The sequence below is a fragment of the Xanthomonas sp. F1 genome (assembly GCF_014199855.1).
Map to the genome: position 1 here is coordinate 282,713 of NZ_JACHOK010000001.1, position 20,928 is coordinate 303,640.

Below are 20,928 nucleotides of genomic sequence, written 5' to 3' on the forward strand. Positions count from 1 at the left end.
GAGTTCCTCGATGGGTGGGACGCGGGACGATGCTAGCGCACCCTGGCCGCGACGGGCCACGGTGCGCCGTGCTGGCTCAGGCCGCGGACAGGAACGCCGCGTGGTATTCCACCTCGGCCATCGGCGGCAGGCGCTCGCCAAAGGCCAGCGCCTGGAAGTATTCCGCCGGCACGCCCGGCAGGGTCAGTCCGGGTTCTGGGCGAAACCCGAAACGCGCGTAGTACGCCGGGTCGCCCAGCACCACGCAGCCGGCCGCGCCCAGCGCCTGCAACCGCGCCAGCGCCTCGCGCACCAGCCGCGTGCCCAGGCCCTGGCGTTGGTGGCCCGGCCCCACCGACAGCGGCCCCAGGCCGTACCAGCCGCGACTGCCGTCGGACAGGCTCACTGGCGACACCGCGACGTGGCCGACGACGTAACCGTCGTGCTCGATCACCAGCGACAGGGTCAGCGCGCCGTCCGCGCGCAGCCGTTCGATGATGGCCTGCTCATCGTGGCGGCTGTCTGCGACGCGGAAGAAGGCGACCAGGGTCAGCGCCTCGATCGCCGCCGCGTCGGCTGGCCGCTCGGCGCGCAGCAGCATGTCGTCGCCGGAAGCGCTCACAGGCGCTCCAGCAGTTCGGCGAAGGCCTGCGCCGAGGTCGCCACGTGCTCGCCCAGGCGATGGGTGTCGTCGACCAGCAGCAGCCGCGCGGCGCGCGCCTGCGCCCAGGCGATCACCTCGCTCGCGGGAATCAGTTCATCGCGCCAGGCGTGCACCACCGAGATCGGCACCGCTGCCGCATCCAGCGCCGGCATGTGGCCCATCCGCGTCGGCGGCACCATCAGGAACAGGCCGCGCACCGGCACGTGCAGCGACACCTGCGCGGCGATGTAGGCGCCGAGGCTGGACCCGGCCAGTACCAGCGGCCCGCGTTGCGCCGCCGCCTGCGCCAGGTCGAGCAGACGCTGCAGGCGCGTCGGCACGTCGCCGAGCGGGCTGATGTCGCGGCGCGCGTCCAAGTCGGTGTAGTCCGGGCGCGAGTGGCTCCAGCCCAGGCGCTGCGCGACCTCGGCCAGCGCGGTCACCTTGATCGCGTCCGGCCCGCTCTCGAAGCCGTGCGAGAGGATGCAATGGCCGCGGCTCACAGCGCCACCACCGCATCGCCCAGCCGCAGCGTACCGCCCTGCACGATGCGCGCGCACAGGCCGCCGTGGCCGCGCATGGCGTTGTAGCCGCCCGGCCCCAGCGCCTGCTCCATGCGCGAGCACGGATCGCACGGCGCGATGCCTTCCAGCTCGACCTCGCCGATGCGGAAGCGGCGCCCCTTCAGTGCGATCAGCGGAATGCCCGAGACCACCACGTTGCGCCGCAGCGTCGCCGGCGCCACCGCCGCATGGCCGGCCAGCGCGGCGATCGCCGGCAGGTGTTCGGCCTGGATCAGGGTCACGCCGCGCTTGCCGTTGCTGCCGGCATAGCGATCGCCGAACAGGCCGCCCTCGGCATGCGCCACGGCGGCCTCGACTTCGAGCATCGGCACATCGCGTGCCTGGCGCAGGCCGATCCAATCCACGCGTCCGGCACGCGGCAGTGTGGCCAGCAGGGTCGCCAGCGGGCTTTCGGAATTCAGGGTCATCGGCGAATGCTAGCATCCGCGCATGCCGCCCACCTTGCCGTTGCCGATCCACGATATGCCCCTGCCTTACGTCGGGCGGCTGGAAGAGCGCGCGCCTGACAGCATCACGCTGGCGGTGATCCACTGCACAGAGTTGCCGGACCTGGCCAGCGCGCGCCTGTACGGCGAGCGTGTGCTGTATCCGTCGGGCACCGGCAACAGCGGCCATTTCTACATCGACCGCGACGGCAGTGTGCACCGCTACGTGCCGTTGCAACGCATCGCGCATCACGTGCGCGGCTACAACCGGCAGTCGCTGGGCATCGAACTGGTCAACCGCGGGCGCTATCCGCTGTGGCTGGATTCGCGCCACCAAGCGATGACCGAGCCCTACCCGCCGGCGCAAGTGCAGGCGCTGATCCGACTGCTGCAGCAACTGCATGCGGAACTGCCGCAGCTGCGCCACATCGCCGGACACGACGCGCTGGACCGCAGCCTGGAACCGGCCAGCGACGATCCGACGCGGCAGGTGCAGCGCAAGCTGGATCCGGGACCGCACTTCCCGTGGCCGCAGGTGCTGGAGGCGGTGGCGCTGGCGCCGTATGCGCCGTCGCCGTGACCACCTCGGAGGCGGTGGATGGAACGGCTGATGCGGGCCGCGATGGAGTACCAGACAGCGTCGTATCCGCACGCTCGTAGGAGCGGCTTCAGCCGCGACGGGCCTCACCGGGAACGGCCCCGTCGCGGCTGAAGCCGTTCCTACAAGATTCCTGCGCGCTCAGTGCGCGCCGACGTAATTCTTCTCGCCGGCGGTCACTGCCACGTCCAGGCGATTGCCCACCGGCGCCAGCGGGCACACCACGTGCGGGGTGAACGCGCACGGCGGGTTCTGCGCCAGATTGAAGTCCAGCACGATGCGGTCGCCCTGCGGCGCCGGCACGAACAGATAGCGGGCACCGCCATAACTCTCACGGCCGCTGGTGCGATCGGAGAACGGCAGGAACAGACGCTGGCCGGCGCCATCGCGCAGCACCTGCAGGCGGTAGCGCCGCCCCTGCAGCACGAAGTCGGCACTGCCGACCAGGGCCAGCGGCTGCGGCGTGCCGATCGATGTGAGCAGCACCATCGCCTGCGGCGCCGGCACGGGATGCCAATCGGCCACCACCCGCCACTGCGGATCGATCGGAAAATAGTCGATGCCACGGAATCGCGCGCGCGCCGGTGCCTGCGGATCGCGGAAGCGCCAGCCGAACAGGTTGCCGGTGCGCACCACGTAGAATTCCTGCGCACCCAGCATCAAGCGGGTTTCGGTGCCATGCGCCGCGTCGGTCTCCAGGCGCCCGTCGGCGAACGGCTGGCCGTTCACCTGCACCGTCGCGTCCGCCGCGGCCTGGAAATGCACACCCTCCTGCGGTTCCACCTGCAGCACGCCCAGATGCGCCGGACCGGCCGGCAACTGCACGTCGTTGTCGGCAGCGCTGCCGACGCTGTGCGCGCCGCTGTGCAGGCGGCCGGAGCCGGTGTAACTCAGCCAGCCAGACGGCGCGCGCAGCGTCGCCAGGCGCTGCGCACGGGCACGCTGCACCGCCTCGCGATAGTGCGTGGCCGATTGCGCGCGCGGCGAGGCATCGGCGCCATCGGCCGCCGCGCGCCGGTCGCCGCAGGCGACCAGGCCCAGCAGCATCGCCAGCCCGCACGCCTCACGCCAGCGCATGGTGCCGCCCCTGTCGCGTGCCATCGTGCATGCGTTCCCGTGTGTGCCGGCGCCGGCCCTAGCCGAGGGCGCGCGGCCGCGCCGGATCGGCGATCCAGCCACTCCAGGAGCCGGCATACACGCGCGCACCGTGCAGGCCGGCGTGCTCCAGCGCCAGCAGCAGATGGCAGGCGGTGACGCCCGAGCCGCACATCAGCACCACCTCGCGCGGATCGCGCCCCTGCAGCAGCGGCTCCAACTCCGCGCGCAGTTCCTGCGCCGGGCGCAGGCGGCCGTCGCGCAGGTTCTGCGCCAGCGGCCGGTTGAGCGCGCCGGGCACGTGCCCGGGCAGCGGGTCGATCGGCTCCACCTCGCCGCGAAAGCGTTCGCCGGGGCGCGCATCGAACAACCAGCCTGGCGCTTCGTGCAGGCGCGCGGCGACCTCGTCGGCGGAAACGATGCGTGCCGCATCGAAGGATTGCGGATACGGCGGCAGCGGCGATGGCGCGGTGGCCGCGCCGGTTTCCGGCAGGCCCAGCCGGCGCCATTCGGCCAGGCCGCCGTCGAGCACGGCGACACGGCGATGGCCGAGCAGGCCCAGCATCCACCACAACCGCGCCGCGGCCATGCTGCCATCGCCGGCGTCGTAGACCACCACCTGGTGCTGCGGGCCGATGCCCCATTGCCCCAGGGTGCGCGCGAAAGCCGCGTCGTCCGGCAATGGGTGCCGGCCCAGGCCGGGACGGCCGAGATCGGACAGATCCGCGTTCAGATCGGCGTAGACCGCCCCGGGCAGGTGCGATTGCACATAGGCCTCGCGCGCGGCCGCGGCCGCGGCGGGGTCGAGCAGCGCCGCCGGCGCGAACCGCGCATCGACCAGGCGCAGCGCGGGATCGCCGAGCGCGGCGGCCAATGCCGGCGCCTCGACCAGGGTGTGCCATGCGGGGGACGTTGCGGTCATGCGGCTTGCTCCAGTCGGCGGCGCAGGTTGAGCAGGATCGCCGCGGTCGCGCCCCAGATCCGCTGGCCGGGCCAGCCGTACTCCAGCACGACGCGTGGGCGTCCGCGGTAATCGGTCTCGATGCTGCGCAGGTTGTCCGGCGCCATCAGATAGGCCAGCGGCACCTCGAACACCTCCGCCACCTCGCCCGGATGCGGCTGCGGCACGAAGCGCGGATCGATCGCCGCGACCACCGGCATCACCCGGAAGCCGCTGATGGTGACGAACGGATCCAGGTAGCCCAGCGGCTCGGCCTGCGTCGCCGCCAGCGCGATCTCCTCTTCGCTCTCGCGCAGCGCCGCGGCCACCGCATCGGCGTCGCTGGCCTCGATGCGGCCGCCGGGAAAACTGACCTGGCCACCGTGGTGGCGCAGGCTGTCGGTGCGCCGGGTCAACAGCACGTAGGTGCCATCGGCGCGCGGCACTAGGCCGGCCAGGACCGCGGCTTCCACCGGCGCGCCGTCCGGCAGCAGATCCTGCAGTTCGTGATGGTTCCAGCCCGGCCCCGCCGGCGGCCGCTGCAGCGGGTGCAGCGCGCGCAGCAGATGCGCGCGTTCGGCCAGGCGCTGCGACGGCGACGGCGACCAGCCGCGGCCCGGCAGCACCTCGTCCATGTAGCGGCGGCGTTCGGCGTCGCTCATGCCGCGCCAGCCTGCGATCTCGTCGCCGCTGCGCAGGCAGCCGGCGCAATAGCCCTGCGCATCGAGACGGCAGAGACCGATGCAGGGCGTGAGCGGGGCATGCGCAACGGGATCCATCGGATTCGACACCTTGCCAGCCTAGCGCGATTCGTCGTCGCCGTCGTTGCCTGCCCAAAAAAATTGCGCCGGCATCGCTGCCGGCGCAATCGTCGTGCACTGAAACAGCGTGCTTACTTGACGCTGACCAGCTTGATCTCGAACTGCACCGCCACGTTCGGCGGGAACGGCGTACGCGGGTCGGCACCGTAGGCCTTGTCCGGCGGCAGGGTCACTTCCCACTTGGAGCCGGCCGGCATCTGCAGCAGTGTGTCGCGCATGGCCTGCATCTCGACTTCGCTGACCTTGATCGCCGGGATCTGCTGCGCCGGACGCGCCTGAGCCGGGCGCTGGCCGAACGGATACGGACCGGCCACTTCCAGCTGCACGGTGCTGGCCTGGGTCGGCTTGGCGCCGGTGCCGGCCTCGATCACGCGGTACTGCACACCGCTGGGCAGGGTCTGCACGCCAGCCTTGGCCTTGTTCTGGGCCATGAACTGGTCGCTCTTGGTCTTGTTCTCGGCGGCGGCCTTCTCGTAGTCGGCCTTGGCCTGCTGGGCGCGGGCCTGCTCGCGCTTCTGGAACGCTTCCACCGCCGGCTTCAGCTGGTCGGCGCTGACCGCCGGCTGCTTCTTGGCGTAGGCGTCCTGCAAGCCCTTCACCACCGCATTGATATCGAGCTGCTCGCCGCGACCGGTGAGTTCGGCAAGGTTGTTGCCGTAGTCGTAGCCGAAGTAATAGCTCAGCTTGCCCTTCTCGGACGAGGTGTCCTGGGCGAACGCATTGCCGCTCAGGGCGAGGGCCGCGACAGCGACCGCAATAGAACGCAACTTCATCAAACAATTCTCCAGGGTGGTGGCACAGGGCGGCCCGTGCCGCCTGAGATGACGCGTTAGGATAGCCGCCGCGGCGCGTAACCGCTACCGACGACGCTGCTCTGACTGCCGCGGCCCGTCCAGAGTTCCCATTACCTTTTTTTAACAACCAGGAATGCACATGTCCGGCACGCCGGTCCTCGCCGATACCCAGGGTGCGATCCGCATCCTCACCGTGAATCGAGCCGACAAGCTCAACGCCTTGAATCGCCAGGTTTTGCAGGCGCTGGAGACGGCCTTCGCCGCGGCCGCGGACGACCCGCAGATCCGCGTGGTGGTGCTGACCGGCGCCGGCGAGAAGGCTTTCGTGGCCGGCGCCGACATCGCCGAAATGAACGAACTGACACCGGTGCAGGGCCGCGACTTCTCGCAACTGGGCCAGCGCCTGATGCGCCGGATCGAACGCATGCCCAAGCCGGTGCTGGCGATGGTCAACGGTTTCGCCCTCGGCGGCGGGCTGGAACTGGCGATGGCCTGCCACCTGCGCGTGGCCGCCGAGGGCGCCCGCCTGGGCCAGCCGGAGATCAATCTCGGGCTGATTCCCGGCTTCGGCGGTACCCAGCGCCTGCTGCGGCTGGTCGGCCGCGCCGCGGCGCTGGAACTGTGCCTGCTCGGCGCGCCGATCGATGCGGCGCGCGCACTGCAATTGGGATTGGTCAACTGCGTGGTGGCCGCCGACGACCTGCGCGCGACCACGCTGCAGTTGGCGCAGCAACTGGCCGAGGCCGCACCGCTGGCCTTGCGCGGCATCCTCGATGCGATCCAGATCGGCGGCGAAAGCGCGATCGAACAGGGACTGGAGTACGAGACCGCGCAGTTCGGCCTGCTGTTCTCCAGCGAGGACATGCGCGAAGGCACCCGCGCCTTCCTGGAGCGGCGTCCGCCGCAGTTCCGCAACCGCTGAGCCCGCGCACGATGTCGCACGCCCCCACCTCCGCCACGCCGCTGCAGTTGTTGCGCTGGATCCTGGACGACGATCTGGATGCCGCGATCGACGGCGGCCTGATGGACTACCGCGGCACCGATCGCGGCGACGATCGCCTGGACCCGGCGCATCCGCAGCTACGCGCGCAGTTGCTCGCCGCGCAGCAGCGCTTGCGCGATGCGTGGGACGCGCGCGCGCGCTACCGGGCGCGCACCGCGCGGCTGGAACGCCGCGCCGCGGCACGCCAGGCGCGGCGTGCGCCAGCGATACCGGCGGCCATGACCACGATCGCGCCCGCAGCGAGCGCGCCGGCGCTACCCGCGGTGGCCGCGGCGATCCTGGCCCGCGCCAAGGCCAAGGCCGCGCAGCGAGGCGGCCGATGAGCGCGACCGCGAGCACGGGCGCAAGCACGCCAGCACGGCGCGGGCGCCTGCTGAGCAAGGACGAGATCCACGAGCTGTTCTCGCGCCTGTCCGAACTCAACCCCACCCCGACCACCGAGCTGGAATACGACAGCCCGTTCGAACTGCTGATCGCGGTGATCCTCTCCGCGCAGGCCACCGACGTCGGCGTCAACAAGGCCACGCGGCGCCTGTATCCGGTGGCGAACACGCCGGCCGCGATCCTGGCGCTGGGCGAGGACGGACTGAAGCGCTACATCTCCACCATCGGCCTGTTCAACGCCAAGGCCAAGAACGTCATCGCCACCTGCAAGCTCCTGGTCGAGCAGCACGGCGGCGAGGTGCCGCGTTCGCGCGCCGCACTGGAAGCCCTGCCCGGGGTCGGCCGCAAGACCGCCAACGTGGTGCTCAACACCGCCTTCGGCGAGCCGACCATGGCGGTGGACACGCACATCTTCCGCGTCGCCAACCGCACCGGACTCGCCCCGGGCAAGGACGTGCGCGCGGTCGAGGATTCCCTGCTCAAGCGCGTGCCGGCGCAGTTCCTGCACGACGCGCACCACTGGCTGATCCTGCACGGCCGCTACGTGTGCAAGGCGCGCAAGCCCGACTGCCCGCAGTGCGCGATCCGCGACCTGTGCCGGTACAAGGACAAGACGCCGGCGAGCGCCTGAGCGCCGCACCGCGCGACATGCGCAGCGCGTACGCCGCTACTCCGCCGCAGGCATGAAAAAAAGAAAGGCGGCGCAATGCGCCGCCCTCCGTACAGCCAGTGGAACTGCGCGAATCAGAACGACAGGTCGCCCCAGACGCCGAATTCCTTGGTTTCCACGTCGGTCTTCTTGGAGGCGTTGTCCTGGTGCGTGTACTTGTACACGGTGGCCAGCTTGAGGTTCTTCAGCACCGGGAACTCGACGCCGACGTTCCAGTACTTGTCGGCCAGGGTCGGGTCGATGGTCTTGCTCAGGTCGGTCTTGTCGTAGCGGGCGAAGGCGTTGATGCCGCCGTCGGTCAGCGCCACGCTGCCCCACACCGACCAGCCGCTGGACTTGTCGGTGGCCGGGGTCAGCACGTTGTTGAGGTTCTTGGCCTGGAAGTACTCGCCGCCCAGGCGGAAGTTGGAATCGGCGTAGGCGACCATCGCATCGGCGCGGGTGTAGTCGTGCTGCGCGTCGAGGATGTCGGTTTCCTTGCCCAGCTTGCCCGAGTAAGCGCCGACGGCAATGGCCAGGTTCTGCATCGGCATGTAGGCGACGCGGCCTTCCACGTCCATGCCCTTGCCGCGGGTCGGGTTCTTGTAGCCCGCACCGTTGACCACCGACATCGCGTAGTTGACCTGCGAGCCCAGGTCGCCGAAGGCGTGCAGACCCCAGTCGGAGGAGTTGGCGTACTTCAGGCGGTCGGTCAGGGTGTTCTCGACGTAGCGGTAGCCGTAGAACTTCTCGACGAACGGCACCCACGGCATGTCGGCGGCACCGATGCGCAGCGCGAAGGCGTCGTCGAACTTGCCCTGCACGTAGGCCTTCTTGACGAACAGCTGGGTGTTGGACAGCGCCGAGCTGTACTGGAAGTCGGTGGTCAGGTTGGCCGACCAGATCTCGTTGAAGCTGTGGTCGACGGTCAGGTAGAAGCGCTTGACGTCCAGACCGGTGCCGCTGGCGGCGGTCTTGGCGCCACCGCTGGTGCGGTCGATGTTGGTCAGGTCGAAGAACATGCGGCCGCCGATCTTGTTGTCGTTGACCAGCTTGGCGAGCTTGTCGACCTTGGCGGCGCTGGCCTGCGCCGTTTCGGTCGCCTGGGCCTGCACGACATTCACTTCCGACTGCGCGTCGGACTGCGCCTGCAGGGCTTCCGACTGCGCCTGCAACTGCTGGACCTGGGTCTGCAGCGCTTCGATCTGGGCCTGCAACTGCTGCAGCTGGGCAGCGCTGACGGCGGGCGGGTTGCTGCTGGCCTTGGCCTTCGCCGCGAACGCCTGCGGCGCCGACGCGAGGCCGAGGCTGGCGAGGATCGCCGTGGCGAGAAGATGGGAACGCATTAGGATGTCTCCGATGGGTGGTGGCAGGGTGGTATGGGTGCGGTGCGGCCCCAGTGCGATGGCCCGACCATTTGTAAAGATTCCGTCAAAGACATGACGGTTTTGAGTCAGCTTCGTGTCGGAACGAAGGCATGCCGTCCGGGCAGGGCTGTCACCGGACTGACATCTGATTTTCTTCAGACGTTCATGAAAAAGTCTTGGAATGCAGCCGATGCCGGCAGGGGTGCCGGCATACCACCTATTTCAGGAGTTCTCCCGATGCGTTCCCTCAAGCTCCGACTGCTGGCAGCCGCCGCGGTCGCTACGTTTTCGCTCGCGGCGCAAGCCACCGATGTCACCGGCGCAGGCTCCAGCTTCGTCTATCCGGTGCTGTCGAAGTGGTCGGCTGCCTATGCCGAGAAAAGCGGCAACCGCGTCAACTACCAGTCGATCGGTTCCGGCGGCGGCATCGCGCAGATCCAGGCGGCCACGGTCGATTTCGGCGCCTCCGACAAGCCGCTGAGCGGCGCGGAACTGGAGAAGTTCGGCCTGGGCCAGTTCCCGGTCGTGATCGGCGGCATCGTGCCGGTGTTCAACGTGGCGGGCGTGGCCCCGGGCGCGATGAAGCTCGACGGCACCGTGCTGGCCAACATCTTCCTGGGCAAGATCAGCAAGTGGAACGACCCGGCGATCGCCGCGCTGAACCCGGGCCTGGCCCTGCCCGACCTGAAGATCACCATCGTGCACCGCTCCGACGGTTCGGGCACCAGCTTCAACTTCACCAACTACCTGTCCAAGGTCAGCCCGGAGTGGAAGAGCAAGGTCGGTGAAGGCACCGCCGTGCAGTGGCCGGCCGGCATCGGCGGCAAGGGCAACGAAGGCGTGGCCGCCTACGTCAAGCAGATCCGCGGCGGCATCGGCTACGTCGAGTACGCCTACGCGCTGCAGAACAAGCTCAGCTACGCCGGCATGAAGAACGCCGCCGGCCGTTTCGTGATGCCGGACGACAAGGCCTTCTCCGCTGCCGCCGCCACCGCGGACTGGAAGTCGGCCAAGGACTTCAACCTGATCATGACCAACGCGCCGGGCCAGGACGCGTGGCCGATCACCGCCACCACCTGGGCCATCATGTACAAGAAGGCCAAGAAGCCGGCGTCGTCGAAGGCCGCGCTGGACTTCTTCAAGTGGTCGTTCGAGCAGGGACAGCCGCAGGCCAAGGCGCTGGACTACGTGCCGCTGCCGGAGCCGCTGGTCAAGCAGATCGAAGCCTACTGGGCGCAGAACATGAAGTAAGCCGGTATCTCGCCCGTGCCGGCGCGCGCCGGCACGGCGATACCCCGAAGGCGCGGACCGCAGGGTCCGCGTCTTTTTTGTCCCGGAGTATCGAGTTCGCGTCGGCCAGTCATCGGCACGCGTCCCCCGCCCTGCCGCGGCTCTGCGGGACCATGCGCCGACTGCATCCTGGGATGGCATCCGCCAACCAATCCGCAAGTCATCTGGCTGTAACAAAAATATCATTTCATAGCGAGCATCCGCCGGATGTCCCGGCGCTCTTCGCTACGGAGTGACCCCCATGAAACTGCAGCCGGCGCGCATTGCCGTTCTGTCCCTCGCCCTGGCCTTCGCCGTCACCGCCTGCCAGCCCGGCAACGGCGACAAGCAGGGCGCCGCCGATGCGGCGGGCGGGACGCCCGCTGCCGCGCCGGCCGCCGGCGCCAAGACCGCCGCGGAGATTTCCGGTGCCGGTGCCTCCTTCATCTACCCGCTGATCTCCAAGTGGTCGGCCGACTACAACGCGGCCACCGGCAACAAGATCAACTACCAGTCGATCGGCTCCGGCGGCGGCATCGCCCAGATCAAGGCCGGCACGGTCGATTTCGGCTCCTCCGACAAGCCGCTGGACAGCGCCGAACTGGCCGCCGCCGGTCTCGGCCAGTTCCCCTCGGCGATTGGGGGGGTGGTGCCGGTGGTCAACCTGGACGGCATGGACGCGGGCAAGCTGCGGCTGACCGGCCCGGTGCTGGCCGACATCTTCCTGGGCAAGATCAGCAAGTGGAACGACCCGGCGCTGACCGCGCTGAACCCGGGCGTGACCCTGCCCGACGCCAAGATCAACCTGGTGCACCGCTCCGACGGCTCGGGCACCAGCTTCAACTTCACCAACTACCTGTCCAAGGTCAGCCCGGAGTGGAAGGGCAAGGTCGGCGAAGGCACCTCGGTGCAGTGGCCGGGCGGCGTCGGCGGCAAGGGCAACGAAGGCGTGGCCTCGTACGTGCAGCAGATCAAGGGCTCGATCGGCTACGTCGAACTGGCCTACGCGCTGCAGAACAAGATGCCGTACGCGTCGATGCAGAACGCCGCCGGCAACTGGGTGCAGCCCAATGCCGAAAGCTTCGCCGCGGCTGCCGCGTCGGCCGACTGGGCCAACGCCAAGGACTTCAACCTGGTCATCACCAACGCCGCGGGCGCGCAGGCGTGGCCGATCACCGCCACCAACTTCATGCTGATGCACAAGCAGGCCAAGGACCCGGCGCGCAGCAAGGCGACCCTGGAGTTCTTCAAGTGGGCCTTCGAGAAGGGCCAGCCGCAGGCCGACGCCCTGCACTACGTGCCGCTGCCGCCGGAGCTGGTGCAGCAGATCGAGGCGTACTGGAGCAAGGAATTCAAGTAAGCGCCAGGGCGGTGCGCGCTGCGCGCACTGCCGCGGCAAGCGGCGACCGGCGGTGCGCTCCAGGCGCCGCCGGTCGCCGTCTCGGCATCTTGTGATCCGGACTTTCGGGTTCCCGCCTGTGCGGGAGCGATGCAACCACCCACCGCGCGCGGCCACCCCCGCCGCGGCCACGATCGGAGCGCGCAGGCGCGTGCTCCGGCGACGACCGAGCCCATGAACAGCACTGTCCTTCCCGAAGCGATGTCGGCGCCACGCGGACGCGACCTGCGTGACGCGCGTGCCGACCGAGTGTTCCGCTGGATCCTCACCGCCACCGTCGTGTTCGTGCTCGTCGCCCTGGGCAGCGCGGCGCTGTCGATGCTGTGGGGCGGCCGCCACGCCCTGCAGCTGCAGGGCCTGAGTTTCTTCTACTCCAGCGAGTGGAACCCGGTCGAGAACAAGTACGGCGCGCTGGCGCCGATCTACGGCACCCTGGTGACCGCGCTGATCGCGATGCTGATCGCGGTGCCGGTGAGCTTCGGCATCGCCTTCTTCCTGACCGAAGTGGCGCCGCGCTGGCTGCGCGGCCCGGTCGGCACCGCGATCGAACTGCTGGCCGGCATCCCCTCGATCATCTACGGCATGTGGGGCCTGTTCGTGCTGGTGCCGATGATGACCGAGTACGTCACCCCCTGGCTCAACGACCACCTCGGCACGCTGCCGCTGATCGGCCCGATCTTCCAGGGCCCACCGCTGGGCATCGGCCTGCTCACCGCCGGCTTCGTGCTGGCGATCATGGTGATCCCCTTCATCTCCTCGGTGATGCGCGAGGTGTTCCTGACCGTGCCGACCCGGCTCAAGGAGTCGGCCTACGCGCTGGGTTCCACGCGCTGGGAGGTGAGTTGGGACATCGTGCTGCCCTACACCCGCTCGGCGGTGATCGGCGGCATCTTCCTGGGCCTGGGCCGCGCGCTCGGCGAGACCATGGCGGTGGCCTTCGTGGTCGGCAACACGGTGCGCCTGTCGCCCTCGCTGCTGGAACCGGGTACCACCATCGCCGCGCTGATCGCCAACGACTTCGGCGAAGCCACCGAGACCTACCGGTCGGCACTGCTGCTGCTCGGCTTCGTGCTGTTCATCGTGACCTTCATCGTGCTGGCGATCGCCCGCCTGATGCTGGCGCAACTGTCGCGCAAGGAGGGCAACTGAGATGGCCGCCGACGTCGCCCACCGCCTGTACAACCGCCGCCGCGTGATCAATGTCGTCGCGCTCACCCTGTCCTGCCTGACCGCGCTGTTCGGGCTGGTGTTCCTGGCCTGGATCCTGTGGACCCTGGTGGCCAAGGGCATCTCCGGCATCAACGTGGACCTGTTCACCCGCATGACCCCGCCGCCGGGCGAGGAAGGCGGGCTGGCCAACGCGTTCTTCGGCAGCGCGGTGATGTGCGGCCTGGCGCTGCTGATCGGCACCCCGCTGGGCGTGGCCGCCGGCACCTGGCTGGCCGAGTACGGCAACGCACGCAAGACCGGCCAGGTGGTGCGCTTCGTCAACGACATCCTGCTGTCGGCGCCGTCGATCGTGCTCGGCCTGTTCGTCTACACCCTGTACGTGATGCAGACCGGCGGCCGCTTCTCGGCGCTGGCCGGCGCGCTGTCGCTGGCCTTCATCGTGCTGCCGGTGGTGGTGCGCACCACCGACGAGATGCTGCGGCTGGTGCCGGCGCAGATGCGCGAGGCGGCCCTGTCGCTGGGCATCCCGCAGTGGAAGGTGACCATGCAGGTGCTGTACCGCAGCGCCTCGGCCGGCATCGTCACCGGCGTGATGCTGGCGCTGGCACGCATCAGCGGCGAGACCGCACCGCTGTTGTTCACCGCCTTCGGCAACCAGTACTGGAACAACAACATCCTCCAGCCGATGGCCAGCGTGCCGGTGGTGATGAACTCCTTCGCCGGCAGCCCCTACCCGAGCTGGCAGTTGCTGGCCTGGTCCGGTGCGCTGGTGCTCACCGTGTTCGTCCTGCTGGTCAGCCTCGGCGCGCGCGCCCTGCTGGTGCGCAACAAGATCTCCAACGATTGATACCCCTATGGACCCGGCCATGAACGATCACCACAACGCCGCACCGATGCACCGCATCGCCATGCCCAACGGGCACACCGCGCTGGCGCCGTCGCCGGTCAAGATCGCCGCGCGCGGCCTGGACTTCTACTACGACAAGTACCACGCGCTGAAGGGCATCAACCTGGAAGTGCCGGAGAAGCGCGTCACCGCGCTGATCGGCCCGTCCGGCTGCGGCAAGTCCACCCTGCTGCGCATCTTCAACCGCATCTACGCGCTGTATCCGAAGCTGGAGGCGCGCGGCGAGGTGCTGCTGGACGGCGAGAACATCCTTTCGCCGAAGTACCCGATGAACCGCCTGCGCAGCAAGGTCGGCATGGTGTTCCAGAAGCCGGTGCCGTTCCCGATGACCATCTTCGAGAACGTCGCCTACGGCATCCGCCACCACGAGAAATTGTCCAAGGCGGACATGGCCGACCGCGTCGAACACGCGCTGCGCCAGGGCGCGCTGTGGGACGAGGTCAAGGACAAGCTCGGGCAGAGCGCGCTGGGCCTGTCCGGCGGCCAGCAGCAGCGCCTGTGCATCGCCCGTGCGGTGGCGCTGCGCCCGGACGTGCTGCTGCTCGACGAGCCGACCTCTGCACTGGATCCGATCTCGACCAGCCGCATCGAGCAACTGGTGGAAGAGCTGAAGAACGACTACACCATCGTCATCGTCACCCACAACATGCAGCAGGCCGCGCGCGTGTCGGACTACACCGCCTTCATGTACCTGGGCGACCTGATCGAGCACGACCGCACCGAAATCATCTTCTCGCAGCCGAACAAGCAGCAGACCGAAGACTACATCACCGGCCGTTTCGGCTGAGCCGCTGCGGCCGCCGCTGCCTCGTCGCAGCGGCCGCGCCCGCCGCCCTCCGGGCGGGCGCCCGGCGACGCCAGCACCGCACCGCCAGGCATGGCCGCGGCGACACCAACGCACCTATTGGACCTACGACATGAACACTCAGCCCAACGAGCACATCGTGAAGAGCTACGACGAAGAACAGCATCGCCTCGCCGCCGAGATCGTGCGCATGGGCGAAACCGCGGTGGCGCAGTTGGAAGCGGCGCTGGACGTGGTCGAACGCCGCGACGACAACGCGGCACTGCGCATCGTCGTCAACGACGAGGCGATCGACGCGCTCGAGCATTCCATCAGCCATGACGTGATGCGCCTGGCGCTGCGCGGGCCGATGGCGCGCGACCTGCGCGAGATCCTCGCCGGCCTGCGCATTCCCGCCGACGTCGAACGCATCGGCGACTACGCCGCCAACGTGGCCAAGCGCTCGATCGCACTGAACATGTCGCCGCCGATGCCGCAGACCCTGGGCCTGCGCCAGCTCGGCAAGCTCGCCGCCGAACAGGTGCGCGCGGCGCTGGCCGCCTACCAGAACAACGACGCCGACGCCGCGCTGCTGGTGCGCCAGGGCGACGCGCAGCTCGATGCGCAATACACCGCGCTGTTCCGCGAGCTGCTGACCTACATGATGGAAGATCCACGCAACATCACCCCGTGCACGCACCTGCTGTTCATGGCCAAGAACCTGGAGCGGATCGGCGACCACGCCACCAACATCGCCGAGAACGTGTGGTTCCTGGTGCACGGCGACGAGCCGCTGCCGCCGCGCGACAAGCGCGACGAGACCAGCTCCACCAGCGGCATCTGAAGCGTCGCGGGCGGACCGGCCCTGCGCCGGTCGCCGCTGCGCCTTTCCGAAGGCTCCGTGCATGTCGCGGAGCCTTTTTGTTGCAGCCTGCATCGACGCCAGGCAATGCCATGGCAGCGCGGTTCTCCACCCGCGATCGTGGAGCGCGAGACGGAAGCCTTGAACCCGGCAGTGCGCGACGGCAGCGCCAACCGCGTTGCCTGCCGATTGACGCGGGCCGCACCGCGCGATGCCTGCCCGATGGGGGTCACGTCAACCCGAAGGTCCGTCGGAGGCCTTTCTCGACCGGACCTGCAGGCAGGAAGCGGCGCAACGCGGCCAGACGCGCGGCCTCGCCCCTAGGCGTGCGGCGCATCTTCCATGTCCCCAAGGCGGCCGCGAGGATCGCGTCGACGACGCCGTCGGGCGCCGGCGCGTTCTGCACCCGCTGCTGGATGGCCTTGGACACGACGGCAAGCGCCTGGCCATAGGCGGGGATGCTGGCGACGGCCCGGGGCGCGTTGCGATCCAGGTTGGTCCTGGTGAAGGACGGTTCGACCAGCGACACCCGGATGCCGAATTGGCGGACCTCGTGATCGAGGGTTTCGGACAATCCCTCCACCGCATGCTTGGATGCCGAGTAGACCGCCATGTAGGGCGCGGGCAGGAAACCCAGCACCGAACTGATGTTGACGATCCGGCCAGCGCGTCGCTCGCGCATGTGCGGCAGCACTGCCTGGATCGTGCGCAACAGGCCGAAGAGGTTGGTATCGAACACCGCCTGCGCTTCGGCGACCGAGGTCTCCTCCAGCGCGCCGAGCAAGGTCACCCCGGCGCTGTTGATCAGTACGTCGATCGCGCCGGCTTGCGCCATGACGCCACGGACCACCCGCTGCACGGAGGCGTCGTCGCGCACATCCATTTCCACGAGCGCAATGCCCGGCAACGCCTCCGCTTTTTCGACATCGCGTACGGTTCCGAACACCCGGCACCCCCGCTCGGCAAAGGCCAGGGCGGCGGCGCGCCCGATGCCCGATGAAACGCCGGTCACGACAACGACCGTGGAATTCGACATGGCAGTTCCTTTCCTGTGGCGATGGAGGACGATGGTCAACGCTGTTGCGCAGGCGCGGGCGTGATCCTGAACCAGATGGCGTACATGGCCGGCAGGAACACCAGCGTCAGCACCGTGCCGGCCAGGGTGCCGCCGATCAGGGTGTACGCCAGCGTTCCCCAGAACACCGAATGGGTCAGCGGAATGAAGGCCAGTACCGCCGCCAGCGCCGTCAGGATCACCGGCCGTGCGCGCTGTACGGTGGCCTCGACCACGGCATCGAACGGACTCGATCCGTCGCGTTCGTTGTGATGGATCTGCCCGATCAGGATCAAGGTGTTGCGCATCAGGATGCCCGACAGCGCGATCAGCCCGACCAGCGCATTGATGCCGAACGGCTGCTGGAACAGAAGCAGGGTCGGCACCACGCCGATCAGGCCGAGCGGACTGGTGGCGAACACCATGACCATGGCCGCGATCGAGCGCACCTGCAGGATGATGATGAGCAGGGTGAGCGCGATCATGATCGGGAACAGCGGCAGCATCGCCGTCGTGGCCTTGGCGGATTCCTCGATGGAGCCGGCCTGTTCGATCCGATACCCGGACGGAAGCGCCGCGACGATCGGCTGCAACTGTTTCAGGACCGCGGTGGACACGTCCGGGGGTTGCAGCCCGTCGGCGATGTCGCCGCGCACCGTGATGGTCGGCGTGCGGTCGCGGCGGCGCAGGATCGGATCCTCCATGCGCACTTCGACACTGCCCACCTGCGCCAACGGAATGCGTTGCCCTGCGGAGCCGACCAGCGTCAGGCCGGCGATCTTCGCCGGATCGAGGCGGATGGCGCCCGCCGCGCGGCCGACCACCTGCACCGACCGGATGTCCTCGCGTACCTCCGTCAACGGCACCCCGCTCAGCAGAAACTGCAATTGCTGCGCCACCGAACTGGAGGTCAGGCCGATCGCCTGCAGGCGCTCCTGATCGAGGGTGAAGTGCAAGGTGGGGACGCGGTTTCCCCAATCGCTGTTGACGGTGCGCAGCATCGGGTTGGCGTGCATCACGCCCGCGACGCGATGCGCGATCGCACGCAACGTGTCCGGGTCGGGCCCCATCACGCGGTAGGCCACCGGGTAGGGCGACGGAGGACCGAACACGATCTGGGTGACGCGCACCTGCGCCTCGGGCACCAGCCCGTCGGCCACGGCCTGGCGCAACCGGAACTTGAGGGCTTCCCGTTGCTTGTCGTCGCCGGCGAGCGCGACGATCTTGGCGAACGAAGGATCGGGCAATTCGGGCGCCATGGCCAGGAAGAAGCGCGGCGCGCCCTGGCCGATGTACGCCGTCACGATCCTGGCTTCCCGCTGCCGCGCCAGCCACGCTTCCACTTTCGCCGTCGCCGCGCTGGTCTGCGCGATGGATGTGCCGTACGGCATCTGCACTTCGACCAGGACTTCCGGCCGGTCGGAGGTGGGAAAGAACTGCTTCTTGACCAAGCCCATGCCGACCACCGCCAGCGCGAACGCTCCCAGCACCGCGCCGGCCACCAGCCACTTGCGGGCGATGACGCGCCCCAGCACCCGGCGGAAGCGGTTGTAGTGGCGCGTGTCGTAGATGGCGGCGTGCCCGCCCTCGACCTTCTGGATGTCCGGCAGCAGCTTCACGCCCAGGTAGGGAGTGAACGCCACCGCCACCACCCACGACGCGATCAGCGCGATGCCGACGATCCAGAACATGTTGCCGGTGTACTCGCCCGCGGTGGAGCGCGCGAACCCGTTGGGCATGAAGCCGATGGCGGTGACCAGCGTGCCGGACAGCATGGGCGCGGCCGTGTGGCTCCAGGCATAGGCGGAGGCCTTGATGCGGCTGTAGCCCTCCTCCATCTTCACCACCATCATTTCGATGGCGATGATGGCGTCGTCGACCAACAGGCCCAGCGCCAGGATCAACGAGCCGAGCGTGATGCGGTCGAAGTTCTTGCCGGTGGCCGCCATGATGACGAACACCGCCGCCAGCGTCAGCGGCACCGCCGCCGCGACCACGACGCCGACACGCCAGCCCATGCTGAGGAAGCAAACCACCATCACCACCAGCAGCGCGACGAAGAACTTGACCATGAACTCGTCGACCGCCGCGCGGATGTTCACCGCCTGATCGGTCACCTTGTCGAGGGTCATGCCCAGCGGCAGAGCGGCATTGATGCTGCCGACTTCCGCCTCCAGCGCCTTGCCCAGGTCGAGCCCGTTCCAGTCGTCGCGCATCACCACGCCCAGCAACAGCGCCGGCTCGCCGTTGTTGCGCACCAGGAAGGTGGCAGGATCTTCGTAACCGCGTTCGACGGTCGCGACATCGGACAGCTTCAGGGTGCGGCCCTGCGCCACGATGGGGGTCTGGCGGATCTTGTCCAACGTGTCGAGCGCGCCCTCGATGCGCACCACCACTTGCGGCCCCCTGGTCTCGATGGACCCGGCAGGCGTCAGCGCGTTCTGGCCGTTCAGCGCAGCGAAGATCTCCTGCGGGGCGACGCCCAGCGTCGCCAGGCGGTCGTGCGAGAACGAGACGAAGATGCGCTCGGGCTGCTCACCGATGATGTTGACCTTCTTCACCCCGGGCACATGCAGCAGCCGCTGGCGCAGCGACTCGGCATCGCGCACCAGCAGGCGCTGCGGTTCGCCCTTGGCCTTGAGCGCAAACAGCGCGAACGTCACGTCCGCATACTCGTCGTTGAGCATCGGGCCGATGACGCCGGCCGGCAGCTTCCCGGCCTCGTCCCCGAGCTTCTTGCGCGCCTGGTAGAACTGCTCCTGGACTTGCGACGGCGGCGTTCTGTCGAGCAGCGACAGCATCGTCACGGCCAGTCCCGGACGCGTATAGGTTTCCGCCCGGTCGTACCAGCGCAGCTCCTGCAGGCGCTTTTCCAGCGGCTCGGCGACCTGATCCTGCATCTCCTGCGCGGTCGCGCCCGGCCAGGCGGTGACGACCGTCATCTGCTTGATCGTGAACGGCGGGTCTTCCGCGCGCCCGAGCTGGAGGAACGCGACGATCCCCGCAACGGAAATCAGGACGATCAGGAACAGCGTGATCGAGCGCTCGCGGACCGCGAGCGCGGACAGGTTGAAACGTCCCGCGCTCATGGACGCGCTCCGACCGCGCCCGCCCTGGCCGGGTCGATCGGCCTGACGATCTCGCCGTCGCGCAGCAGATGCGCGCCCAGCGCCACCACCCGATCGCCGGTCTGGAGCTTGCCCGTCACCTGCAGGACGTCGTCCGCCACGCCCAGCACCCGCACGGGTCGCCAGACCGCCCTCGCCGGCGTCCCCTCGACCGCCCAGACACCCGGCCCCTTGCCGGCGTCGAACAAGGCGCCGATCGGGACCTGCAGGGCAGACGGCGCGTCGGCATGGCCAGACAGCTGGACGCTGACGGTGGCCCCGAGCGGCGCCTGGGCGAGCGCTCCGCCGAGCACGTAGCGGGCTTCGTACGTCCGCGTCGCTGGATCCGATGCATCCGACAGCTGCCGCAGCGTGGCCGGCACCGTTGCCTGTCGGTTGCCATACAACGTGGCCTGCGCGCTCGATCCGAGTGCGGGCCGCAGCGTCTCGGGCAACTGGACGACGGCTTCGCGCTGGCCTGCCCGCGCCAGGCGCACCACCGGTTGCCCGGCACTCACCACTTGGCCAGGCTCGGCGAGCGTTGCCACGACCACGCCATCCGCATCAGCGCGCAGCAGCGCGTAGCCGGAGGCGTTCGTGGCCACGTCGGCCTGCGCCTCGGCCGCCTTCAGCTGCGCCTGCGCCGCGTCGGCGGCGGCCCTGATCTGCGCGTATGCGGAGGCGGAAACAGCGCCCTCGGCGACCAGGTCGCGATAGCGCACCTCATCCTCGGCGGTCTGCCTGGCGCGCGCTTTCGCCGCCGCCACGGCTTGCTGTTGCGCGCGCGCCTGCAGCCCGAGATCGACCGGATCCATGCGCATCAGCGGCTGCCCGCGCTTGACCGTCTGCCCGGTGTCGACCAGGCGCTCCAGCACCTTGCCGGACACGCGGAACCCCAGGTCGCTCTGGATCCGCGCCGCGACCACGCCAGAGAACGACGGCGAGGACGCGATGGCCGCTCGCACCACCCCGACCCTGACCCGCGGTGCCTCGGTGCGTGGATCGGAGGCGTGATCGCTACCGCAGGCCGCGAGGGCAAGCGACAACAGGCAAATGAGAGGCGAAGCAAACCGGCGCCGACGCATGGGAACCCT

Annotated in this window: 21 protein-coding genes; 10 read left to right on the forward strand and 11 right to left on the reverse strand. The window is 69.0% G+C overall.

The features are described from left to right. Positions 1 to 76: 76 nt before the first annotated feature. The 3 genes from GGR71_RS01225 to GGR71_RS01235 are packed head-to-tail and all read right to left on the reverse strand — an operon-like array spanning position 77 to position 1,613. Positions 77 to 580, reverse strand: coding sequence for a GNAT family N-acetyltransferase (locus tag GGR71_RS01225; RefSeq protein WP_160957206.1), 504 nt, complete (start codon positions 578 to 580; stop codon positions 77 to 79). 17 nt (positions 581 to 597) lie between these two features. Beyond that, positions 598 to 1,125, reverse strand: a complete 528-nt coding sequence (locus tag GGR71_RS01230) for an alpha/beta fold hydrolase (RefSeq protein ID WP_048491833.1) — start codon at positions 1,123 to 1,125, stop codon at positions 598 to 600. Continuing rightward, positions 1,122 to 1,613 carry an MOSC domain-containing protein gene (locus GGR71_RS01235; protein WP_160957138.1) on the reverse strand — a complete coding sequence of 164 codons (492 nt, stop codon included), beginning with the start codon at positions 1,611 to 1,613 and terminating at the stop codon, positions 1,122 to 1,124. The genes GGR71_RS01230 and GGR71_RS01235 overlap by 4 nt, the downstream gene beginning before the upstream one ends. Positions 1,614 to 1,635: 22 nt before the next feature. Here GGR71_RS01235 and GGR71_RS01240 point away from each other — a divergent pair, with 22 nt between their 5' ends. Beyond that, positions 1,636 to 2,211 carry an N-acetylmuramoyl-L-alanine amidase gene (locus tag GGR71_RS01240; protein WP_160957139.1) on the forward strand — a complete coding sequence of 192 codons (576 nt, stop codon included), beginning with the start codon at positions 1,636 to 1,638 and terminating at the stop codon, positions 2,209 to 2,211. Positions 2,212 to 2,370: 159 nt separating this feature from the next. Here GGR71_RS01240 and GGR71_RS01245 read toward each other — a convergent pair whose 3' ends face one another. The 4 genes from GGR71_RS01245 to GGR71_RS01260 form a co-directional block, all read right to left on the reverse strand. Then, entirely contained in the window at positions 2,371 to 3,306 is a 936-nt protein-coding gene (locus GGR71_RS01245) for a DUF1684 domain-containing protein (RefSeq protein WP_456362581.1), read from the reverse strand. Between the two features lie 58 nt (positions 3,307 to 3,364). Next, positions 3,365 to 4,246: a sulfurtransferase gene (locus tag GGR71_RS01250; protein WP_160957141.1), complete on the reverse strand. Its 882-nt coding sequence runs from the start codon at positions 4,244 to 4,246 to the stop codon at positions 3,365 to 3,367. Continuing rightward, entirely contained in the window at positions 4,243 to 5,043 is an 801-nt protein-coding gene (locus GGR71_RS01255) for an NUDIX hydrolase (RefSeq protein WP_160957142.1), read from the reverse strand. The genes GGR71_RS01250 and GGR71_RS01255 overlap by 4 nt, the downstream gene beginning before the upstream one ends. Positions 5,044 to 5,156: 113 nt before the next feature. Further along, positions 5,157 to 5,858 (reverse strand): FKBP-type peptidyl-prolyl cis-trans isomerase N-terminal domain-containing protein, encoded by a 702-nt coding sequence (locus GGR71_RS01260; RefSeq protein WP_010343966.1) that lies wholly within the window; start codon positions 5,856 to 5,858, stop codon positions 5,157 to 5,159. Between the two features lie 160 nt (positions 5,859 to 6,018). Here GGR71_RS01260 and GGR71_RS01265 point away from each other — a divergent pair, with 160 nt between their 5' ends. Genes GGR71_RS01265 through nth form a run of 3 tightly spaced genes read left to right on the forward strand, consistent with a single transcriptional unit; the run spans position 6,019 to position 7,897 of the window. Further along, positions 6,019 to 6,801: an enoyl-CoA hydratase/isomerase family protein gene (locus GGR71_RS01265; protein WP_160957143.1), complete on the forward strand. Its 783-nt coding sequence runs from the start codon at positions 6,019 to 6,021 to the stop codon at positions 6,799 to 6,801. Between the two features lie 11 nt (positions 6,802 to 6,812). After that, the gene (locus tag GGR71_RS01270; protein ID WP_160957144.1) at positions 6,813 to 7,205 is read left to right on the forward strand and encodes a hypothetical protein; all 393 of its coding nucleotides are present in this window, start codon (positions 6,813 to 6,815) and stop codon (positions 7,203 to 7,205) included. Then, on the forward strand, positions 7,202 to 7,897 hold the full coding sequence (gene nth / locus GGR71_RS01275; protein ID WP_160957145.1) for an endonuclease III: 696 nt from the start codon (positions 7,202 to 7,204) through the stop codon (positions 7,895 to 7,897). The genes GGR71_RS01270 and nth overlap by 4 nt, the downstream gene beginning before the upstream one ends. A 113-nt stretch (positions 7,898 to 8,010) precedes the next feature. On the opposite strand, the gene GGR71_RS01280 is transcribed toward nth, so the two are convergent. Continuing rightward, positions 8,011 to 9,261 carry a porin gene (locus GGR71_RS01280; protein ID WP_017910158.1) on the reverse strand — a complete coding sequence of 417 codons (1,251 nt, stop codon included), beginning with the start codon at positions 9,259 to 9,261 and terminating at the stop codon, positions 8,011 to 8,013. 258 nt (positions 9,262 to 9,519) lie between these two features. Here GGR71_RS01280 and pstS (GGR71_RS01285) point away from each other — a divergent pair, with 258 nt between their 5' ends. From pstS (GGR71_RS01285) to phoU, 6 genes are all read left to right on the forward strand, one after another. Continuing rightward, a complete protein-coding gene (gene pstS / locus GGR71_RS01285) occupies positions 9,520 to 10,533 on the forward strand; it encodes a phosphate ABC transporter substrate-binding protein PstS (protein WP_160957146.1) in 1,014 nt (337 codons plus the stop codon). A 280-nt stretch (positions 10,534 to 10,813) separates the two neighbouring features. Further along, entirely contained in the window at positions 10,814 to 11,911 is a 1,098-nt protein-coding gene (pstS, locus tag GGR71_RS01290; RefSeq protein ID WP_160957147.1) for a phosphate ABC transporter substrate-binding protein PstS, read from the forward strand. Positions 11,912 to 12,124: 213 nt separating this feature from the next. Then, the gene (gene pstC, locus GGR71_RS01295; RefSeq protein WP_160945845.1) at positions 12,125 to 13,099 is read left to right on the forward strand and encodes a phosphate ABC transporter permease subunit PstC; all 975 of its coding nucleotides are present in this window, start codon (positions 12,125 to 12,127) and stop codon (positions 13,097 to 13,099) included. A 1-nt stretch (position 13,100) separates the two neighbouring features. Further along, positions 13,101 to 13,967 (forward strand): phosphate ABC transporter permease PstA, encoded by an 867-nt coding sequence (gene pstA, locus GGR71_RS01300; protein WP_160957148.1) that lies wholly within the window; start codon positions 13,101 to 13,103, stop codon positions 13,965 to 13,967. Positions 13,968 to 13,986: 19 nt separating this feature from the next. Next, entirely contained in the window at positions 13,987 to 14,814 is an 828-nt protein-coding gene (gene pstB / locus GGR71_RS01305; RefSeq protein WP_152247536.1) for a phosphate ABC transporter ATP-binding protein PstB, read from the forward strand. A 130-nt stretch (positions 14,815 to 14,944) separates the two neighbouring features. Continuing rightward, on the forward strand, positions 14,945 to 15,655 hold the full coding sequence (phoU, locus tag GGR71_RS01310; protein ID WP_017914020.1) for a phosphate signaling complex protein PhoU: 711 nt from the start codon (positions 14,945 to 14,947) through the stop codon (positions 15,653 to 15,655). 247 nt (positions 15,656 to 15,902) lie between these two features. On the opposite strand, the gene GGR71_RS01315 is transcribed toward phoU, so the two are convergent. Genes GGR71_RS01315 through GGR71_RS01325 form a run of 3 tightly spaced genes read right to left on the reverse strand, consistent with a single transcriptional unit; the run spans position 15,903 to position 20,919 of the window. After that, a complete protein-coding gene (locus GGR71_RS01315; RefSeq protein WP_160957149.1) occupies positions 15,903 to 16,709 on the reverse strand; it encodes an oxidoreductase in 807 nt (268 codons plus the stop codon). Positions 16,710 to 16,744: 35 nt separating this feature from the next. Continuing rightward, positions 16,745 to 19,816 (reverse strand): efflux RND transporter permease subunit, encoded by a 3,072-nt coding sequence (locus GGR71_RS01320; protein WP_184451584.1) that lies wholly within the window; start codon positions 19,814 to 19,816, stop codon positions 16,745 to 16,747. Then, entirely contained in the window at positions 19,813 to 20,919 is a 1,107-nt protein-coding gene (locus GGR71_RS01325) for an efflux RND transporter periplasmic adaptor subunit (RefSeq protein WP_160957151.1), read from the reverse strand. The genes GGR71_RS01320 and GGR71_RS01325 overlap by 4 nt, the downstream gene beginning before the upstream one ends. Positions 20,920 to 20,928: the final 9 nt, after the last annotated feature.